General features: G+C 49.3%; 17 protein-coding genes. 2 read left to right on the top strand and 15 right to left on the bottom strand.

Annotation, left to right across the window (positions count from 1 at the left end):
- Positions 1-191: 191 nt before the first annotated feature.
- Positions 192-1,151 carry a Wzz/FepE/Etk N-terminal domain-containing protein gene (locus U0358_RS02775; RefSeq protein WP_322406946.1) on the bottom strand — a complete coding sequence of 320 codons (960 nt, stop codon included), beginning with the start codon at positions 1,149-1,151 and terminating at the stop codon, positions 192-194.
- A gap of 301 nt (positions 1,152-1,452) precedes the next feature.
- Here U0358_RS02775 and U0358_RS02770 point away from each other — a divergent pair, with 301 nt between their 5' ends.
- On the top strand, positions 1,453-2,865 hold the full coding sequence (locus U0358_RS02770; RefSeq protein WP_322406944.1) for an MBL fold metallo-hydrolase RNA specificity domain-containing protein: 1,413 nt from the start codon (positions 1,453-1,455) through the stop codon (positions 2,863-2,865).
- On the opposite strand, the gene U0358_RS02765 is transcribed toward U0358_RS02770, so the two are convergent.
- From U0358_RS02765 to U0358_RS02730, 8 genes are all read right to left on the bottom strand, one after another.
- Positions 2,839-3,291, bottom strand: coding sequence for a helix-turn-helix domain-containing protein (locus U0358_RS02765; RefSeq protein ID WP_114981878.1), 453 nt, complete (start codon positions 3,289-3,291; stop codon positions 2,839-2,841). The two genes, U0358_RS02770 and U0358_RS02765, sit on opposite strands and share 27 nt — an antisense overlap.
- A gap of 5 nt (positions 3,292-3,296) precedes the next feature.
- Complete coding sequence (locus U0358_RS02760) at positions 3,297-3,668, bottom strand: type II toxin-antitoxin system HigB family toxin (protein WP_322406943.1); 372 nt, start codon at positions 3,666-3,668, stop codon at positions 3,297-3,299.
- A 233-nt stretch (positions 3,669-3,901) separates the two neighbouring features.
- Positions 3,902-5,182, bottom strand: coding sequence for a HipA domain-containing protein (locus U0358_RS02755; protein WP_322406942.1), 1,281 nt, complete (start codon positions 5,180-5,182; stop codon positions 3,902-3,904).
- A complete protein-coding gene (locus U0358_RS02750; RefSeq protein WP_322406941.1) occupies positions 5,175-5,444 on the bottom strand; it encodes a helix-turn-helix domain-containing protein in 270 nt (89 codons plus the stop codon). Before U0358_RS02750 ends, U0358_RS02755 begins: the two co-directional genes overlap by 8 nt.
- Positions 5,445-5,581: 137 nt before the next feature.
- A complete protein-coding gene (locus U0358_RS02745) occupies positions 5,582-6,856 on the bottom strand; it encodes a Fic family protein (protein ID WP_322406939.1) in 1,275 nt (424 codons plus the stop codon).
- A 206-nt stretch (positions 6,857-7,062) separates the two neighbouring features.
- Positions 7,063-7,287, bottom strand: a complete 225-nt coding sequence (locus U0358_RS02740) for a hypothetical protein (RefSeq protein ID WP_322406938.1) — start codon at positions 7,285-7,287, stop codon at positions 7,063-7,065.
- Complete coding sequence (locus U0358_RS02735) at positions 7,254-9,527, bottom strand: DUF2309 domain-containing protein (RefSeq protein WP_322406937.1); 2,274 nt, start codon at positions 9,525-9,527, stop codon at positions 7,254-7,256. The genes U0358_RS02740 and U0358_RS02735 overlap by 34 nt, the downstream gene beginning before the upstream one ends.
- Positions 9,524-10,849 (bottom strand): NADH-quinone oxidoreductase subunit L, encoded by a 1,326-nt coding sequence (locus U0358_RS02730; protein ID WP_322406936.1) that lies wholly within the window; start codon positions 10,847-10,849, stop codon positions 9,524-9,526. Before U0358_RS02730 ends, U0358_RS02735 begins: the two co-directional genes overlap by 4 nt.
- A gap of 112 nt (positions 10,850-10,961) precedes the next feature.
- Here U0358_RS02730 and U0358_RS02725 point away from each other — a divergent pair, with 112 nt between their 5' ends.
- A complete protein-coding gene (locus tag U0358_RS02725) occupies positions 10,962-11,828 on the top strand; it encodes a LysR family transcriptional regulator (RefSeq protein WP_322406935.1) in 867 nt (288 codons plus the stop codon).
- Between the two features lie 25 nt (positions 11,829-11,853).
- On the opposite strand, the gene ung is transcribed toward U0358_RS02725, so the two are convergent.
- From ung to U0358_RS02695, 6 genes are all read right to left on the bottom strand, one after another.
- Positions 11,854-12,504, bottom strand: a complete 651-nt coding sequence (gene ung, locus U0358_RS02720; protein ID WP_322406933.1) for a uracil-DNA glycosylase — start codon at positions 12,502-12,504, stop codon at positions 11,854-11,856.
- Between the two features lie 27 nt (positions 12,505-12,531).
- Positions 12,532-13,593: a polysialyltransferase family glycosyltransferase gene (locus U0358_RS02715; RefSeq protein ID WP_322406932.1), complete on the bottom strand. Its 1,062-nt coding sequence runs from the start codon at positions 13,591-13,593 to the stop codon at positions 12,532-12,534.
- Complete coding sequence (gene neuC, locus U0358_RS02710; protein WP_322406930.1) at positions 13,580-14,707, bottom strand: UDP-N-acetylglucosamine 2-epimerase; 1,128 nt, start codon at positions 14,705-14,707, stop codon at positions 13,580-13,582. The genes U0358_RS02715 and neuC overlap by 14 nt, the downstream gene beginning before the upstream one ends.
- Before the next feature lie 10 nt (positions 14,708-14,717).
- Positions 14,718-15,776, bottom strand: coding sequence for an N-acetylneuraminate synthase (gene neuB, locus U0358_RS02705; protein ID WP_322406929.1), 1,059 nt, complete (start codon positions 15,774-15,776; stop codon positions 14,718-14,720).
- Positions 15,769-16,458, bottom strand: coding sequence for an acylneuraminate cytidylyltransferase family protein (locus tag U0358_RS02700; protein WP_322406928.1), 690 nt, complete (start codon positions 16,456-16,458; stop codon positions 15,769-15,771). The genes neuB and U0358_RS02700 overlap by 8 nt, the downstream gene beginning before the upstream one ends.
- A gap of 73 nt (positions 16,459-16,531) precedes the next feature.
- Positions 16,532-18,547, bottom strand: coding sequence for a S9 family peptidase (locus tag U0358_RS02695; RefSeq protein WP_322406927.1), 2,016 nt, complete (start codon positions 18,545-18,547; stop codon positions 16,532-16,534).
- Positions 18,548-18,575 lie beyond the last annotated feature (28 nt).

Raw genomic sequence — 18,575 nt, 5'->3', positions numbered from 1 at the left:
TTAAATCTAGGCAATAAACGCCGAAAATTTTCGGCATTAAAACTCAGGATTTTTTCTTAGAAAGACAAGTTTTGTTGTGTTTGAGACTGAAAAACTCCCTTTAAACTTCATCTAAACTACTGATTAACAAGGTTAAATTTACAAATTTAGCAACAGGTCCACCTATTGCAAAATCGTATCCCATCACTTTTCTATTTTTCGTCTTCTTTTCTGAATATATTTCTAATTAACACAAAGCCGACACTTAAAAAGCCGCCTAAAAAGGTGCCAATAATGCATATTAAAGCTCTGGATGGTTTAGCTTTTTGTTCGGGCACTACGGCCGGGTCTAACGTTTGAAAAATATACTCAGGGCGCACATTCGCCAACATAATCGTTTGGGTTTGCTTTTCTATTAGCTGATAAAACACCTGCTGCATGTCACTCAACGAAGTGTTTTGCAGTTCTTTATCTAAATATTCCAGACTCCGCTGAGCTTCCTGAATGTCACGTTCGCGCATGTGGTTGTTAATTTCTTCAATCAACCATACTACCCACTGCTCAGCTATTTCTGGTGACTGATGGTTAACCGCTACAGTCACTAAGCCTGTTGTGTCATCTTTACTAACTTCCAGCACTTGGTCCCTAAAAACTTTAACGTACTCCCAACTGGAAGGTTCTGGTTGTTGCGGTGACTCTACTTCTCTTACCCACTCTTTTGTGTCTGGGTTATAAACCTCATTGTTAAAGACAATACCACTACCCCGATTCCATTCTTCCACAGCCATAAGCTCAGGCAGAATGTCGTATTTTTCAACAAAGCCTTTTATGAAGGCACGAGACTTAAGGATTTCTAAAGCAATAGTGGTTTTATCCGTACTGTTTCCACCTAAATTCACACCGGCTAAACTGGCTAGTCCGCCTAGCTGCCCTGCCATTTGAGAAAGCCCGCCACCGCTGGCTTCTTCCGTCGGCGCCAGGGTCGCTTCTGACTTATAAATATTGGGTAAACTTAAGGAGTAAATGACAGAGCCCACAGCAAATACAAAGGTAATAGCAATAATCCACCATTTACCCTGCCAGATAATACCAAAGAGCTCACGGAGATCTATTTCGTCGTCCTGGTAATCCGAATGCCGAGGTGGATCGTAATTATTTATGTTGTTCGTCATTTTTAGCCTTCAGGTACGCTACCGCCCATGGGGTGCGGCTCCCATAGACCGATAACTCTGTTATTTTTTTGTGATGTGTGCGGTGCTGAATTTAGATCAAGCGCGTATAATAGCGCATGCAGTCCTTGTCCTACAAAGGCTTTTCGTATCCTTTTCGATGATATTTTGAGCGGTTGGTTCCTTTACACTTTTCACCCCTTTGTCCTATGGCGGTTTCTCGCTGGTTTGTGTAGCCTGATATTTATGTCAGGTGAGATATTGTTCCTGACGTAAACGTCAGGCTAGGAAAGGAACCAAAAACATGGACGTAATTCACCACGGCGCGCATGAGGGTGTTACTGGCTCGTGCCACGAGCTTTTACTAGACAGTAACCACTCACTACTCATTGATTGCGGCCTGTTTCAGGGCGCTGAAACCTCGGGTTCGGGTGCTGACGCGAACGCCCAGGAAATAGACTTTGATATAAGCAAAGTTCAGGCACTGGTGGTCACCCACTGCCACATTGACCACGTAGGTCGTTTGCCCTGGTTGCTTATTGCGGGCTTCACCGGCCCCATATTCTGCACCAAAGCCACCGCGCTGTTGCTGCCGCTGGTTATTGAAGACGCCCTGAAAATTGGTTTAACCCGTAACGGCAAGATTATTGACGCGGTTATTGCCCGCTTACATCGCCAACTGCGGCCTACAGCTTACGATAAATGGATTGAACTGCCTGCGGACTTTGCCTCTTTGAGTTTTAAACTGCGCTTTCGGCAGGCCGGGCATATTCTGGGTTCGGCCTACGTTGAGGTTGAGAATGTAAGTACCCACTACCGCGTTGTGTTCTCAGGTGACCTAGGCTGTAAAAACACACCACTACTGCCCGATCCAGCGCCGTTAGAGCGCGCTGACTTCTTGCTGCTGGAAAGCACCTACGGCGACAAAAACCATGAGTCCCGCGCTGACCGTTCTCAGCGATTAAAAGCCGTAGTTGAGCGTTGCGTGGAGAACAAAGGGGTTATTTTAATTCCGGCTTTTAGTATTGGCCGCACGCAGGAGCTACTGTACGAGCTGGAAGATATTATTCATAACGCACGTGAGCAGGAAGCTCAAACCAGAGTAGCTGATCCGGTGTGGCATAAAATGACAGTTATTCTGGACTCCCCGCTGGCGGCACAATTCACGAAACAATACCGGGCCATGAAAAATTTATGGGACGAAGAAGCCCACGAGCGTTTAAGTGAAGACCGCCACCCGCTGAATTTTGACCGCTTAATGACGGTAGATGAACACAGCGAGCATGAGCGTATTGTGAACTTTTTGCAAAGCAGCGGTGACCCTTGCATTGTTATTGCTGCCAGCGGTATGTGTACCGGCGGGCGTATGCTGAACTACTTAAAAGCCTTGCTGCCCGACCCGCGCACCGATGTGTTGTTTGTCGGGTATCAGGCGGCCGGTACACCGGGGCGCGATATTCAGCAATATGGCCCCGACGGCGGTTATGTAGAGCTTGACCACGAGCGGGTTTGGATTAAAGCGGGTATTTACACCTTAGGCGGTTATTCCGCTCACGCCGATCAGCAGGAGCTGCTGGACTTTATTGACGCCACCGAAGAACCGGTTAAGCGCATACGGTTAATTCACGGTGAAGCCGATGCGCGGCTGGCGCTAGCGGCTAAGATCCGCGAGCGTTATGGGGTGGACATATCAATCCACAAAATAGTCCACGGGTAGGTTAAAAAATGTGGATAAGCCTTTGGCTTGCTTTAAATTAACGTTACGTTTTCCGTTTAAAATTTCGCTGATAACGCTTTGTGGAGCCACGTTCTTGAGGTCTTTCTGCTTAACGGACTTTGAGTCCATAAGCAACCGCAAACGCTCCGCCACAGAAACTTTAGGCATATCCATTTGCTTTTCAAACTCTTCAATACGATCAGCTATAGAGTTAGCAAAGACTAAAACAATGTCATTATCGTGCGTGGCGAGATCCGTTAAATAGTCCATAACCTCAGCACGTTCGAGGACTTCGTCTTCTGACTCTATTGGCATAGAAGTGTAACGAAAAAGCTCGTCTGCACTACCTGCAAATTTCATTGCCGTTGCACTTAGTGCAGAAGCAACTTGCCCAAGCGCTAAAATATCATCCTGTTGAGCATTCATAACAGCTACCTCTTTAATTTGCCTTGGTGTACGTTTTGTTTACACCATTTATCGTATTTCGCGTGCGAAAAAACGCCTCTGATAAACAGTATGTCATGACCCAGTTTTGCAAGTATCCGGCAATCAGTACCGTGAACATCGAAAACATACAAATCAAACACTGAACCATAATCGCCATGCTCGTTCTTAAGCCGTTTCCCGGCAATACGATCTGTATTCCAACCAGACGCATTTAACCATGCTTTTTTTATCTCTTGATAAGAATTTGCGTTAAGCTGCTTCTGGTCAAAAACCTGACACCATAAATCTAAGCCTACCTGCCATTGCGGATAGGCAAGCATGGCATCTTTTATTCGCTTTTTAGTAATAATTCGCAATGTGTATCCTTACACTTGAAATAATATCGCATTTTGCGATATTTGGCAATATTCGTTATTTGAGGCGAAATAGGTATATTAGTTTTGATTCCGTTTGTGTCAAATTTAGGGGTTTGAGTAGCCTGACGAGATGGTCCTCTCCACTCCGCTCTATAGAATCTTCGAAACTCTATATTGGCACATTGCGATGCCGCTTAGGAGGGAGGGGACCATCTCATCAGGCTACGAAGAGGTCAGGTAATCTGGGCGACAAACTCTCCGATGCACCGGTGCCGGATATTGCGCAACAATTGCAATTCACCAGCTTTTCCCTCATAAACAGGCACCGCTTCTATCTGCGCAATGAGTTCATCTGCTTGCTGTTGAATTTGAGCGCAAAGTTTGTCAATTTCACGCTCTGCAACGCGCTTACTTAACCTAAGCTCTTGCGCGAAAGCTAACACGTTCTCCCGGGTGACTTGCCCAAAGTTCCTGGCATTTCCCAATGGCTGAGACAACTCCTCATTAATATGCTCACCGGCAGCTGCGTAAACAGCTGTCGATAAAAGGTCATAATGCGGCATAAGCTGACAGTCATTCAAACTGTAGGAAAATGTCAGGTTTTTTAAGTGAGCATCGCCGTTACCAACAAGGAAATTAAACAGCGCCCAGCGAAACAAACGGATTGCCGTTTGCGCGGGAGCTCGCGTCAACGCAATTAGACGATTAAGCGCAATGACGTGACTTGCCCGGTATTTAGCCGCTGCAGAGATATCCAGAATTTGGCAACCGTCCAGAACATGAAGCCGCTTAATGTTTGGCAGTTGCCCAGTACGATCAAAGCGTTCAACAATGTAGACTGGTTCCGGGATATAATCGATAGCAACGCGTGGGACCGTTAACTGGCACTTTTCGGCCAATGTCATTACAAAGTGTTCATTGCGCACAGTAAACCAGTATGAGCCCGGTTCAGAGTGTTCCGGTTTTAAAATATGCGTTGATGGCACCTGTCCGCTTGGCTCAAAACGCTCTTTTCCTTTTATTACCAACAACATTTTATGCTGTGCACCTGCAAGCGACATGCGCTTACGTTCTTTATTATTGAGCTGAGTTTTCGGCAACTTTTGAATTCGTTGGCTTAGTTCTTTGTCCGACAACGGAAACAGTTCACCCGATGGCAGTTTCTCATCGGGTTTTAGCAAAGTAACAGCACCTGCTGATTCAGACCCTATAGCCTCTAAAAGCGCAAATGCGTCCTCTTTATCCAGTTGATAGTCTTTTGCCAGAACCTCACGAGCTTTCTCTTCCGGCAACAGGTTATCAAAAAACCATTGGACGGGACGTTTGGTTCCGGTATCTATGTGCTCTTTTTTGTTTAGGCTTAGCGAGGGCGTTAAAGCAAAACTTGTGGGTTCTTGTAGCCAACTTTTCGCGTATTCGAAAACCCAAAGCCCATTGTGCTCTTTTAGCTGCCCAACAGGCTTGTCGTTAATGTAAACGTCGAGTTGGCGCTCTTCGACAAGTGAGCTACTCATGATTGAGGCGCCCACTTAATTCAGTGAGCTTGTCGCTTAAAGCGCTGTCGGGAATGTCTAAGTAGACTTTTATGCCAAGTGCATTCAGTACATTTAGGGCTTTTTCCAGTTGTACTGTTGGCTTGCCATTTTCGAATTGACTCACAAAATTAATGCCACAGCCTGCAAAAGCGCCCGCTGTAGTCTGATCCAGCTCTTGCTGTTGCCGGACAACTTTTGCTACTTTTCCAATGACCTTTGTGTTTTTCGCCTCTAACAACATAGCAGCTCCTAATTCACGCAATAGAGTGAATGTAGGACTATTTTTAGATTAGATCAATATAATTCATTAGATATAGTGAATTGATGAAGATTCCTGGATGACTCTGCATTAATTCATCTGAACGAATGAATTTAGAGCTACAGCCGTTCGGCAAGATCAGCGGGCGCAATGTAACGCATGGCTTTGCCTTTGCTGGCTTTACCTAACAATAGTAAGTCTCGCTTGGAGAGGTCGTTTAAATAGGTCCGTGCGGTATTCTCATTACATCCAAGGTTGTTTGCCACGGTTTTCACGGTGAATACCCGCCCCGGGTTCTTCACCGCTTCTTTTAATATGTCCAGTTGCCCCCTTTTTAAAGCTTTGGCAACAGAGCTTTTTTCAACCCAATTCATGAACTCGAATATTTCTTTTTGTTTACGTTCTATGTATTCCCGCAAAGCATCAACTGCTTTCACCACAATGCCCACCTGATGATACAGAAAGTACGTTAGGTCATTATCGTCCGTTTCGGTGTATAAAAACGCCCGATCATAATCGGTACGTTTTTCCTGAATCAGTTTACTAATGGACACATACTCGAACAGCCAATAGCCCGATTTCAGCATGAACCAATAAAATAATGCTCTTGCTGTGCGCCCGTTGCCGTCGCCAAACGGGTGAATATAGGCCACCATAAAGTGCAGAATGATAGCTTTGACTAAAGGATGAATGAAGTTATCCGAGTTAAGTTGTCCGTGCTCTTCATTGGCAAACTGACACAGCTTTTCCATACGTTCCTGTAAGCTACGCGCCGCTGGTGGCAAATGCGCTACGTCGTTATATTGGTCGCGTATATCAATATCGTCGCGGGTTCTGAACTCACCCGGAACCGCGTCATTATCGATAGCATTATGGGTCGCTATCTCATGTAACTCCAAAATGAGAGGAATGTTTAATTCATCACTCTTCAGACTGACCGCCCGCTTCATTAAACGGTAGTTATTGACGATCATTTGTTCGGATTTGTTCTGTGGCTGACGCTCCGATTCAAGCATCTCTTTCGCAACTTTGCGCGTTGTCGACGCTCCTTCCAGTTGCGAAGACGTAATAGCCTCTTCCATCAATAAACTTTGGACTAAATAGGCATTCTTTTCCTGCTTTCCGAAGAAAGGATGATCGGAAACGCTTTGCGAACCTCCGGTCAGCTTATCAATATAATGGAGTTTTGCCTGTAAAGAGTCGGGGATACAGGCTTTAAAGCAAGATGCGTCATTGATAATGCATAATTCTGACAAATTGCGACTCACATTGGTTCTGGCAAGTTTAGTTGCTAACCATGCGAGCTCTGCGTTATCCCCTTTATTAACCCGCCACTTGAATTTGTCCCACGGTAAGTACTCACCTTTCGAGTTGGTGATACTATAAGTTTTCATTGCTTTAAAAACCGCCTCAGGTGGAAATTCTGAAAATAGTTTTTCCATAGAAGGTGGTACTCTAACCCTTGCCATTACTGTTATCCAAAGCGAACAATTGAATTTAAATATAGTAAAAAAACAAAGAAAACACAAATTTTAAAATTTACGTTTTAATATACTCCATAGATAAGTCGCATTAGTGATAGGAGCGACATATCAGGCTACTACCACTCAACAACAACCGGTTGTTCGAGGTAGGGGTTGTGGTGCGCGCGCAGGCTTTCTTTAGCGGCTTCTTCGGAGTTTAGCCCGTGGTCGATGCTGCCGTCGTTGTAGCGCAGGGCGAAGGGCTGGTTAAACGGCCGCGAGCGCACGCAGTCATAAAAAGCTTTCAGGGTACGGCAGGTTGTCGCTGTCATTTTGCTGTTACTGGTGTTGCCACTGGACATAGTTCACCTCGCGCGTTCAGTCGATGCAGATTGATCCACTGTTGTTCAAAGAGTTCGTTAAAAGCGACAGCCCTGGCCAGCGCCCGCTGAATGGTGGCTTCGTCGGCTTCGACAATAACCTGCAGCCGCATAGGCCGGTGCACAAAGTCGCTACCGTTATGCACTGACTGCCAGGCCAGCCCCTGACGCAAGTCACCACCGTTACCTTCAAAAACACCAATGTCGTTGGCTACCCGGTTATGCAGCAATTTATTGCCGCTACCCAGTTGTTTGGGCTCGGTTACTGAGCAGTAGTACTGCCAGTTTATCCAGTTAGCAACGAGGCCCGGCGCGCTCATAAGCTGAGCCAGCAGCTCTCCGTCAGGGTCATTGATACTGTTGTAGTCGTGCAAAAAGTTACTGCCGATAGTTTCAGCAGAGGTTAACCGCTCAGACTGTCCGAAAAATAAGACGTTGTTGTCAGCCAGCCCCCACTCCGGGCGTAGTTCAGCCCAGTGGCCGGAGCGTGTTTTGCGATCTTTTTCTGACTCGCCACTGGCTTGGGTTAGCTGTTCCGTTGCTGCGCGGAACACTTGTTTGACGCTGTCCGGCACGGTATTGGATAACCAGATAACCTCGTCGGTGACGGTTTCGTGCATGGCCGAATGGAACTGAGTCGATTCGGGAATAGCGACGCCCCGCTCGCTCAAATGCTCACGAATATCCTGGTTGTTAAGCAGCCGTACTAACACCCGGGCACTTAACGCACCGGTTTGCCCGCCGCAGGCACCACAGTTAAGACCGGCGCGTTGAGCGTTGTTACTATGATGCGAGCCATGCCCGACCAGCACAATATGCTTCGCAAATTGAGTAAACTGCATTCCCGCCAGAGCCTGCTGGCATATATTGACCAGCGACTCCATTGGCGCCTCGCCGTTGTGCTCACAAATGCTGCCGTCGGCAATGTACGCATTATTAGCCGTAGCCAGTTGTCCGGGCACACCGGTGATTAAGGACTTCAGTTTACTTAAGCCCAGCGCCTCAACGCCACTGAACATGGAGACCGGCGCATTGAACATATTGCTTAATAAGGAACCAACCGATTGCCGACGCGCTGGTGCTTTAATGTAGTACGCCGGTTGCAGTAGCCCCGGAACATGAGGCGTATCGCGTTTTTTTCGCTGAATGGCCAGCGGTACACCGAAAAACCCGGCAAAGCCTTTGCTTTGTACGTAGCTACCCAGGCTTTTTCCGGCCCGCTCAAGCGCGCGACGGTAACGCTCTGAACGCACGTCGATACAGAACACCGCTTGCAGATGTGGCGTGTTGTTCTCTTCTGCCGTGTCGGGCTTAAACTGCAACCTGTTTAGCTGCGAGCGTTCGTAAGCCGCCTGCCACTGCCACAATAAGCTATTGTGCTGCTCAATATGAGCCACCTGCCCTTCACAATTTTCAATTTGTGCGCTAAGCGCCTGCTGCAGCTGCTGATAAACCTTAGTATTGGTGCGCTCAGCCAGTTGCCACAGAATGTATTCCCAGGCCAGCCGAATGCACAGCAGCTCGAATACCCACTGGCTGTCCTGACGGGCGTCCTGATACGAAAATGCCGCGGCCCAGCCCCATAAGTCACTGATAAGCGCCTGGCTGTAACAGCGAAGGGCGTAATCTGACGCGTCACTTAAAAAGTTGTCATGGCACACTTGCATAAGCGTGTGCGGGTCGTCCGGCAATTGTGCGAATAACTCGTTGAGTTCGGCCTCGTCCATTAAGGTTTCAATGCCGCGATCGGCACGCGAAATAGTCAGCCAATGCTGATACAACGAACTGTCTTTGCCAGCCTGCTGAAAACGGGTTGGAAACTGCATAAATAAGCCACAGGTTTGGCTAATTTGCAGCACCACTTCGTCGTTCCAGCGCATTTTGCGGCGACGGCGCGTGTATTTGTCCACCAACTGACTGAGGTTACGCCATTGCGGCAACTGCGCTTTTAGCAGGGCGCGCTGCTCCAGCTCGTTTACCATTTTTTTCGTGACCAGCGCGGCGTCTATTCGGTTTTGCTGCCATTGTTGCCAGTAAAAGTCCGGGCTCATGAGCAAACGTGTCCCGGCGCTGTAACGCCAATGTGCGGCAACTCCGGCTACCGGCTGCTGGCGGTAATGCCAGAAGGGATTAACCGCTATCCACTGAGACAACGGCCATTGCGGCGCAATAGCTTTACTCACCTGCCCGGCAATAGTCGCCAAACGATTCGCTGTGCTCATGAGTGTTTCTCCCGCTGAATGCGATCCTGCCGCTGGTAGTAGTGAATGGGGTGACTGGGCCAGAGCCACAGCACCAGCCGCGTTAACCATTCGTCGAGATACAACCCGGCGTTTAAGGTAATAAACCAGCGCTGGCTAAGCCGGTGCGACGGCGTGTGATGCACCAGCCAGTAAGTAAAGGCAAAGGCGTTGAACATAAGGGTTACAGCAGGCTCCAGCCAGACACTGCTGAACGGTGGCTGCGGCTCAATAACCTGATGCGCCAGCGCACCCAGCAAAAGATAAACCACGACAGTTAACGCCGATACTGCAATTCGCAGCAGCTTCTGATGCAGGTTCATCCATAAGGTGGTGAGTGCCATAGCCAGTAACGCCGAAGGAAGCCATTTTGGGGTACCCAGAAACCACCAGCAGGCGGCGGCAATAATGCCCTGAAACGCGATAAAGACAATGCCAATACGCCACAGTGAACGGGCCTTGGGCTGCTTTATTATTGCCACCTCGCTTACCGACAAAAACGCATGGGCTTTGTACACCGAGTGCGCCACCAGATGCAGTAGGGCTAAGTCGTAATAACCCAGACCAATTTCCAGCAGCATAAGCCCCATTTGCGCGCTGGTAGACCAGGCTAAGCGCACTTTTATACTAATGCGGGTAGCCATAATAAGCGCGGCAAAGCAGCAGGACGCCGCCGATACCAGACACAGCAGCCACACCGCCGGTGCACTGTTGCTCCACAGCGGTACCGTTGCCAGCAGCAAAAAACCACCCAAGTTAATAATGCCGGCATGCAGTAAAGCAGAAACCGGGGTCGGCGCTTCAACCACCTGAATAAGCCAGCCGTGCAAGGGTAGCTGAGCGCATTTAATCAGTGCCGCCATAACCAGGCACAGCGCGGCAATGTGCTGAGAGAGGTGCGCAGGGGCAGTGCCGAACTGCTGCAAAGACGTGTCCAGCTGCAGACTGCCGGTTGTTAAGTACATAATAATAAAGGCCGTGCCAAGGAAGGTCTCAGAGCAGCGTGCCAGAATGAATTTTTTATGGGCCGCCAGTACGGCGCGGTCGCGTTCGGGGTAAAACATGAGCAGGCTGTGCAGCTGCAGGCTTATTGCCATCCAGGCGGCGAAAAACACAATAAGGTTATTGCTGACAATAAGAATGAAGACCGCTATAAGACAGCCAACCAGCTTGGTGACGAATGCGCGGCGGCGCGGGTCCAGCCGAAAGTTTCTAAAGGCGTAGCGCGTAACAACCCACGCTAATACTGCAACCAGCACCAGTAAAACCGGTCGTATGCCCGATAGTGTCAACCATTCCGCCATGAATGCGCCTCGTGTGTCTTGTTTGGAGCAATTATGGGCGCTGGCTTGATGTTAAGTAAAATAGATATAAACTATAAATTCATTCGTTTTAAGTGAACGGTTGGTAAGCCCGATGAATTATAAACACCTTTATTACTTTTGGCACGTGGCAGAAAACGGGCATTTAACCCAAACAGCACAGAAGCTTCATGTGTCGCAGTCGGCGTTGTCGGCGCAAATAAAGCAATTGGAAGAGTGGCTGGGTACGCCACTGTTTGAGCGCACAGGCCGTAAGTTAGTACTGACTCAGGCCGGGTACATTGCGCGCCAGTATGCCGACCGCATTTTTCACGAAGGTGAAAACCTGGTTAACCAACTAAAGCAAGGCATGGAGGGCAGTGATTTGGTTGTGCGCATTGGTCATGCCTCGACCATGTCGCGTAACTTTGTGGAAGCTTTTATTCATGAGTTGATACACCAGCAGGATGTTCAGTACCGGCTGCATTCGATGACACCCGACCAGTTATTTAACGAGCTGGCGGATCACCAAATTGATATTGCGCTGGCCAATACCAGTGTGCGCGGCAGCGATAAGCAACTGTGGCAAAGCCGCTTACTGGCGCGGCAGCCGGTGTCGATTATTGGGCCACTGGGGCGCGACATAGAACAGTTAACCGACGCGGCTTTGCGTGACAATAACTGGGTGTTGCCGCCGGAAAACATGCCGCTGCGGGCGGCATTCGATATGCTCAGTGCGGAATACAACTGGCAACCGCGGGTGCTGGCCGAAGCCGACGATATGGCGATGCTGCGCCTGTTAGCCAGGGATACCGGCGCGCTGGCGGTGATTCCGGACGTTGTGGTTCGGGACGAGTTGACCAGCGGGCAATTGAAGCGCTATTTAACCCTGCCCAATGTGTTCGAACATTTTTACGCCATAACTCTGAAGCGCCCGTTCGAACACCCCATGGTTGCCAAGCTGCTGCAGCGCTTTGTGTGATCTTGGGTATACCAGTTGAGGCCGGTTATACCCACCGTATGGGTTGGCGTCCGTGCTGCTGTAAATAGTCGTTGGTTTTGCGGAAATGGTTGGCGTCGAAGAACCCGCGATGCGCTGACAGCGGCGACGGGTGCGGTGCGGTCAGTATGCAGTGTTTATTGCCGTCAATAAGCGGTATTTTTTTCTGCGCGTGGGCGCCCCAGAGCAAAAACACCACATGATCGGTCGCTTCCGACACTCTCTTTATAACGGTGTCCGTAAAGGTTTCCCAGCCCCAGCTGGCATGGCTGTGTGCGTTGCCCTGCTCTACCGTAAGTACTGTATTCAGCAGCAACACGCCCTGCTCGGCCCAATGGGTTAAGTCGCCATGCTGGGGCAATTCCGCATCCGGGTAGTCTATGGCGATGGCTTTAAACATGTTGCGCAGCGACGGCGGAAACTTTACGCCCTCAGGTACGGAAAAACTCAAACCGTGCGCTTGCCCGGGACCGTGGTAGGGGTCCTGCCCCAGAATAACCACTTTGATGTTTTCCGGGTCGGTCAGCTTCATCGCGTTAAAAACATCCTCTTTCGGCGGGTACACCAGGGTGTCCTGCCGCGCCTGCTCTACGCGCTGCCACAGCTTCTGAAAATAAGGCTTCTGCTTTTCTTCGGCTAAAAGAGTGCTCCAGGGCATGATCTTCTTCCTTTGTTTTGTGTCAGGCTACAATTCCTGATAACTCAACTGTTTTACGTCGACTTCGCTTAGTAATTTAGCCAGTGGTGCTGAAAAATGTTCGGGGGTTTTCTGCTCTAGCTTCACGGCTATTACATTCTGTTTGTTGCTCAACCAACGGATGGTAAACAGAGTTGAGCTGACATCGCCGACATAAGTACAGGACTCGGGAAACTGCGGTAGCAGCAGTTCAAACCCAACCCGATTGTCAATATGCACCAGCTCCGGGTGCTTTTGTTTAAAGTGCTCAATATAGTTTGACCGCGGGTGAGCTTTTAACGCAATACGGCTTTTCTCGGTTTTGCGGCTGAAAATATCCACCATTCTGTCGAGGTGTTCATTCACGTCTTTATAGAAGGAATCACCCGTTAATATAATAACGTAATCGACATTCTTTAACGGCTCTATGTCGATATCTGCCAACGCCAGCAAGTTCTTATTAAACTCATCGAACTCGGGCAGTTTAAACGCCGCTTTTGAAATAGGCTCAACGTTCTTGTTCCGCAAAACTGGGTGTATCAGCTCCGGGAAGGTAGCGTGAATGGTCGATATCCACTTAGACGCACCTATCATTTGCGGGCTGCTCCACCACATGCCGTAAGCCAGCTTCTTCAATAAAGGGTCGACGTAGTTGTGCACGAAGCTGTGCATGTGCCGGTGGCCCAGATAGGTTTGGGTTCCTTCATCCAGATAATGGCCTTCAGCACTGTTTTTACCCCGGTTCGCCAGATGCATGGTGTATTGAAACTCGACACTACGATCGGAGCCGGTATAAACCCGTGACGGAGGCATTTCTTCAACCAGATCGGCCAGCCTTTTCAGCCGTGCTTTACGCTTACTGAGCTTACTTTTTATGTGCGCATCGCTGAAGCTAATAACGGTTTCAAAAATAGAGCTGTTTTCCAGCGCCTGCGTAAATAACAGACGATTGCTTTCAAGGTAATAATCGATAACCGCAACATTAATGTCGTCTTTATGACTCAGGGCCGTGGTGACACTGAACAGCAGGTGCAGCGGCGATGAAATAAAATAGTAATTAACTTTTTTCACGTTTGTCCCAGTCTACAAAAACTTTTTGTTTGGATATTGCCCAGAACGCTTCCAAGCGCAAGGTACTGATAAAACCCTCGGCGCTATTGCCCTCACCAAATTCTGACGATGGCTCAAAGCGTTTGGTTTTAAAGGTTTTTATGGCCTCTAAAATGGCCGGCGTCTGTTCTTCCACATTTAAGATAGACCCGGCTGTAGCCCGGCTTTGCTGTCTGCTGCCCAGGTTAATGGTGGGTATGCCGTAAAACGGCGCTTCGCGAACACCCGCGCTTGAATTACCGATGATCATATTGGCGTTTTTCAACAGCACCAAAAAGTATTCGAACCGAATACTGGGGTAAATGCGGAAACGCGGATGGTTCTCGCAGCGTTTTAGCTCCGCCAGAATGGTGTCGGTGCCGTGGTCGTTATTGGGGTACACCACCACAAAGTTTTCATCACTTTCCAGCATGGCATCAACAGTCGACTTGATGTTCGACTCCAGCGACTCAAGCTCGGTGGTCACCGGATGGTACATAAACACCGAGTAGTCTTTAAACGCAATGTCGTACTTTTCTTTTACCGTGTCCAACGACGGCAAATTCGGTGAATTCATCACATCGAGGTCGGGCGAGCCGATGGTAAAAATGGACGACTTAGCCTCGCCCAGCTGCACCAGTCGCTCCTGCGCTTCGCTGTTGGACACAAAGTGCGTGTGCGCCATTTTGGATATGGAATGACGGATAAGCTCGTCAATGGTACCCGACACCTCGCCGCCTTCAATATGGGCAACCAGAATGTTGTTCAGGCTACCCACAATGGCACCAGCCATGGCTTCTACCCGGTCGCCGTGAACCACAATAACGTCCGGGTTATTCTCGTGAATGTAGTCCGACAAACCGGTAATGGTTTTCGCCAGAACCACGTCCATGGTGTCGTTTTTGGTCTGATTAATGTACTTATAGCTCGAGGCTATTTTCAGGCGCTCGACTTCTATGGAAGTCATGCCGTAGCGGGACATCATGTGCATGCCGGTAATAAACAGCTGAACTTCAAAGTCATCCGCTTTATCGGTGACTTCAATTAAACTTTTCAGTTTGCCAAAGTCGGCACGGGTACCGGTTACGAAAAGCACCTTTTTTTCATTACTGAACATCCTCGGAGCGCAATTGAACATCGTTTTCTATGTCTTGAGCGGCGGTTTTACCCATTAAGTTTTCGTAGTCGTCGGCCAGAAACTGGCCAGTTCCCGGACGCTTAACCCATAAATTGTCCTGACTAAAGGTTTCGCCTTTTTTAATGGGCTTAATGGTGACTACGCTGGCGTAAGCAAAGTCGATGGTCACCTGCTCTTCAGCTACCGCGCCTTTCTGGCCGCCACGCATGGCTTTCATGCGCTTTGACTCCTGAATGAGCGAACGACACTCTTCGGTGTCCATAGAGCAGTTAATGTCCGGCCCGGTACGCTGTTTGTGGTCAGTAAAGTGGCGTTCCAGAATAGAGGCACCAACGGCTACAGCCCCCAGGCAGGCGAGGTTATCAATGCTGTGGTCAGACAAACCAACAACCGCGTCGTCAAAAGCGTCCTGCAACTGGTTCATGGCACCTAAACGGATCAGGTTATCCGGTGTTGGGTACACGTTAGTGCAATGCAACAGGGCATACTGCACGCCGTGCTTTCGGAAAATATCTACCGCTTTAGCAATAGACGGAATGTCGTTCATGCCGGTGCTGAGAATAATCGGCTTTTTGTACGACGCCACAAGCTCCAGCAACGGATAGTTGTTACATTCTCCGGAGCCAATTTTGTAGCCTTCAACACCCATACGCTCTAAACGCTCGGCGGCGGCGCGTGAAAACGGCGTACTGATGAATATGGCGCCTTTACTTTCGACGTATTCTTTCAGCTTGGTTTCGTCTTCTTCGTTCAGCGCGCAACGCTCTATAATTTCGTAGATAGACACATCGGCATTACCCGGAATGACTTTCTTCGCGTCGGCACTCATTTCGTCTTCAACCACGTGCGTCTGGTGCTTAATAATTTCAGCGCCCGCAGAGACAGCTGCGTCGACCATTTCATAAGCGGTTTTCAGGCTGCCTTCGTGGTTAATGCCTATTTCAGCCACCACAACCGGGTCGTGGTCGTAACCAATTTCGCGCGAGCCAATTTTCATTACTGGGTGTTTTTCCGGGGTGTTAGCCATGTTGCGCTTTCTCCATAATCTGTTCGGCAAGTTGCAGGTCACTTGCTCTGTCAATGTCGACAGACGCCTCTTCGCTCATAATGTAAGGGTAGACATTTTGGCGCGGAATACCGCCCCCAGCTTCAAAGGCTGCTGTACTAAATATATAAATGGCACCGTTGGGATGAACGGTACGAGGAAGGTCCTGACGGCGCATATAAGGCGCGTCCAGACTCAAAAGGCCCGATAAAGACCCGTCTGAATTCAATTTGTAAGCTTTCGCAGCAGAATGTGCCGGTTCAATAACACTTAAAACACAGTTGGCGTCGCTGTCCGCATAAATACGGTAGGCTTCGTCAATATGCTGTGCGGCTCTTAAAGGGGATGTCGGTTGCAGCAACGTTACGCTGTTAACCTTAAGCGACTGCTTTTTTAAGTAATTAATGGCGTGTTCAATAACCGGTTCGCTGCTGGTGTCGTCCTGTGCCAGCTCTGCCGGCCGCGGAATAACCTGAGCTCCGGCCTGCTTGCTGACCTCAGCAATGGCCGCATCTTCTGTCGACACATAAACGGCGTCAACCGACTCGGCTTTTTGTGCAGCCAGTATAGTCCAGACAATAAGCGGCTTACCGTTAAGTAACGCGATATTTTTCCCGGGTAGCCCTTTCGAGCCACCGCGGGCGGTTATCAATGCAACATTCATTCGTTTTATTGACCTGACGACTTAAAAATATCGCGTAGTTTATCACGTTCTACGGTGACTTAGTCTACCTGAGTTATTCGTCCCGGTATTTTTCAAACCAATGCAGAATGTAAGCGACTTTATTCATCAGGTTACTGGGCCGCGCGTAAATACCATGGCCTGAGTCCTGAATGCGCACCATAGCGGTGTCCACACCTTTCAGTTTCAGTGCCTGATAATACTGCTCGGTTTCGGACATGGGCGTACGGTAGTCGTTTTCACCAGTTAACAGCATGGTTGGCGTAGTCACATTGCCGACGTAGCTGATGGGTGAATACTTCATGTAATGTTCCATATTCTCCCACGGCAGACCCGGGAACCAGTACTGATAGAAAAAGTTATACATATCGGCAGTGAGCACAAAGCTGTACCAGTTAATGACCGGCTTAGCCACCACCGCGGCTTTAAAACGGTCGGTATGGCCGACTATCCAGGCAGTTAGCACGCCGCCGCCACTACCACCGGTAACGTAAAGCTCGTCTTTGTCGATAAAGCCTTTGTCGATAACCGCGTCTACACCGTCCATTAAGTCGTTGTAGTCGTGGCTGGGGTAGTTGTGGTGAATTTCATTAGCAAAGTCCGAGCCGTAGCTGGTGCTGCCGCGCGGATTAGTATAAAGCACCACGTAGCCTGCCGCTGCGAACAACTGAATTTCAGCCGCAAACCGAGGACCATAGTTGGTATGCGGACCGCCGTGAATTTCCAGCATTAGCGGGTAGTCTTTGTCTTTATCGAAACCCGGTGGGTAGGCTATCCAGCCCTGCAGGTCGATGCCGTCAACGCTCGATTTATAGCGAACTTCTTCTACTTTGGCTAATTGCTTGTGCGCCAGTGCGTCCTCGTTCAAACGAGTTAACTGTTGCACGTCACCGTCGTCCCACAGTGCCAGCTCCGCAGGACGCATTGGGTTAGAGATAGTGAACGCTAAACGGTCGCCTTTGGCTACGCTGAAGTCACCACCGCCGTATGGACGGGCATAAGACAGACCGCCGACTCTGTTGGTTAGTTGGCTATGCTCTCCGTCTAAGTCGGTGCGCGCCAGCTGTCCGACCCCGTTGTCGTCGTAGGTAAAGTACACACCCTGGCTGTCGCTGTCCCATTCAAAGCCTGTAACGCCGCGGTCTAAGTCTTCAGTCAGCAGTTCGACGTCGGAACCGTCTAAGTCCATTACGTACAAATTAGAGGCCTGAAAGCTCATTTTGGTGTCGTCATAACCGGTAAAAGCAATTTTTTCGCCGTTTGGAGACACTTTTGGCGAACCATCGGGCCCATCGCGCTCCGTCATTGCCGTGATTTTCTTGCTGCTTAGAGTTAAACGATAAATTTCGCTGTTAACCGGCTGGCGAAAAGCGTCGTCACGACGGTTTGCCGAGAAGAAAATATGCTTACTGTCCGGCGACCAAGAGAGTTGCCCACCGTGATTAAATTCTTCGTCTGTTAGCTGACGTGGGGAGCCACCGGTTGCCGGTATCACGTAAATTTGCTGGTGTCCGTCTTTGGCGTAACCACCGCCGTCATAGCGATAGTTGCCTTTGTCGATATATTTAGGCGCAGCAGTCCAGTCCGCACTCTCAGGTTTGCCCGGCAAGCTGACCGGTGCAGGCTGTGATTTCGGCGTAAACATGGAAAACGCAATTTGACTGCCATCGGGTGACCAGCTCAAGCCTGACGGTGCTTGCGTTAACTGGGTAACCGCCGCGCTGTCACCGGAGTCGACCCAATAAATATGAACCTGCGGCGAGCCGGTTTCGGTTGAGACGTAAGCTAAACGGTCGCCACTGGGTGACCATACCGGCTGGCTTTCACTGCCCTGGCTGCCGGTTAACGGCCGAATATCACCGTCTGGCAGGCTGGCCCATAAGCGCCCGACTTTGCGGTCGTTATTTATATCCATAGACTGACGAACAAAGACCGTCCACTCGCCGCTGGGGTGAATGGTCGGTGATGATGCGTATTCCAACGTAAAGATGTCTTCTAACTGGAGTTTTTCCTGGGCTGCCGCTGTGCCCGAAAGCATCAGCGCAGCCGCTGTTATTATCCATTTTTTCATTGTTTTTCTCCCCGGAAATTGCATAAAC

The organism is Idiomarina sp. PL1-037, from assembly GCF_034422975.1.
Lineage (GTDB): Bacteria > Pseudomonadota > Gammaproteobacteria > Enterobacterales > Alteromonadaceae > Idiomarina.
The sequence above is the reverse complement of the archived record's forward strand: the minus strand, read 5'-3'. Positions and strand labels throughout refer to the sequence as shown.

Excerpts from the sequence above, each read along its gene's own strand:
- U0358_RS02735 (WP_322406937.1), bottom strand. The coding sequence starts at position 9,527 with ATGAGCACAGCGAATCGTTTGGCGACTATTGCCGGGCAGGTGAGTAAA.
- U0358_RS02700 (WP_322406928.1), bottom strand. The coding sequence starts at position 16,458 with ATGAATGTTGCATTGATAACCGCCCGCGGTGGCTCGAAAGGGCTACCC.
- U0358_RS02745 (WP_322406939.1), bottom strand. The coding sequence starts at position 6,856 with ATGAAAACTTATAGTATCACCAACTCGAAAGGTGAGTACTTACCGTGG.
- ung (WP_322406933.1), bottom strand. The coding sequence starts at position 12,504 with ATGCCCTGGAGCACTCTTTTAGCCGAAGAAAAGCAGAAGCCTTATTTT.
- U0358_RS02730 (WP_322406936.1), bottom strand. The coding sequence starts at position 10,849 with ATGGCGGAATGGTTGACACTATCGGGCATACGACCGGTTTTACTGGTG.
- U0358_RS02740 (WP_322406938.1), bottom strand. The coding sequence starts at position 7,287 with ATGTCCAGTGGCAACACCAGTAACAGCAAAATGACAGCGACAACCTGC.
- U0358_RS02750 (WP_322406941.1), bottom strand. The coding sequence starts at position 5,444 with ATGTTGTTAGAGGCGAAAAACACAAAGGTCATTGGAAAAGTAGCAAAA.
- U0358_RS02775 (WP_322406946.1), bottom strand. The coding sequence starts at position 1,151 with ATGACGAACAACATAAATAATTACGATCCACCTCGGCATTCGGATTAC.
- U0358_RS02770 (WP_322406944.1), top strand. The coding sequence starts at position 1,453 with ATGGACGTAATTCACCACGGCGCGCATGAGGGTGTTACTGGCTCGTGC.
- U0358_RS02725 (WP_322406935.1), top strand. The coding sequence starts at position 10,962 with ATGAATTATAAACACCTTTATTACTTTTGGCACGTGGCAGAAAACGGG.
- U0358_RS02695 (WP_322406927.1), bottom strand. The coding sequence starts at position 18,547 with ATGAAAAAATGGATAATAACAGCGGCTGCGCTGATGCTTTCGGGCACA.
- U0358_RS02755 (WP_322406942.1), bottom strand. The coding sequence starts at position 5,182 with ATGAGTAGCTCACTTGTCGAAGAGCGCCAACTCGACGTTTACATTAAC.
- U0358_RS02765 (WP_114981878.1), bottom strand. The coding sequence starts at position 3,291 with ATGAATGCTCAACAGGATGATATTTTAGCGCTTGGGCAAGTTGCTTCT.
- neuB (WP_322406929.1), bottom strand. The coding sequence starts at position 15,776 with ATGGCTAACACCCCGGAAAAACACCCAGTAATGAAAATTGGCTCGCGC.